The organism is Burkholderia sp. ABCPW 11 (assembly GCF_001523445.1).
Taxonomy (GTDB): domain Bacteria; phylum Pseudomonadota; class Gammaproteobacteria; order Burkholderiales; family Burkholderiaceae; genus Burkholderia.
Genome location: NZ_LOVM01000101.1, coordinates 1 through 612, shown reverse-complemented (window position 1 = coordinate 612; position 612 = coordinate 1). Strand labels below are relative to the sequence as shown.

1 protein-coding gene is annotated in these 612 nt (G+C 58.0%); it reads left to right on the top strand.

The genetic code is table 11. From position 1 onward, the window contains the following. On the top strand, positions 1–586 hold a 586-nt coding region (locus WS61_RS32185), incomplete at its 5' end, for an IS3 family transposase (RefSeq protein ID WP_059506706.1). Positions 587–612: the final 26 nt, after the last annotated feature.

The following is a 612-nucleotide window of genomic DNA, read 5'->3' as shown; positions in this document are numbered from 1 at the left end:
AGAAGTGGGCTATGGCAGCAAGCCCCGCTATCGGGGTGGTTCGGTCGGCGCAATCGCCAACGTGCTGAACCGTGAGTTCGCGCCAACCGCACCGAACCGGGTCTGGGTAACGGACATCACGTACATCCGGACCTACGAGGGCTGGCTGTATCTGGCGGCTGTTATGGATCTGTACTTGCGCCAGATCGTCGGCTGGGCTACGCGCTCGACAATGACCAGCGATCTGGTTTTACAGGCGCTGTTGGCTGCGGTTTGGAAACGCAAGCCGGGACCCGGTGTCATGGTGCATTCTGATCAGGGTAGTCAATTCACGAGCGATGACTGGCAGTCATTCCTGAAGGCGCACCATATGGTGCCAAGCATGAGCCGGCTCGGTAATTGCCACGACAATGCCGTGGCCGAGAGCTTCTTCAGCGCCCTAAAAAAGGAGCGAATCAAGCGGCGCATCTATCCGAGTCGGGCGACGGCGACCTCGGACCTGTTCGATTACATCGAAATGTTTTATAACCCGGTTCGTCGGCATGGTTCCGCCGGCGATCTTTCACCGATTGAGTTTGAGCGGCGCTACGCGCTAAATGGCTCGTGAGTGTCTATGAAACTCTGGCCGGTCCA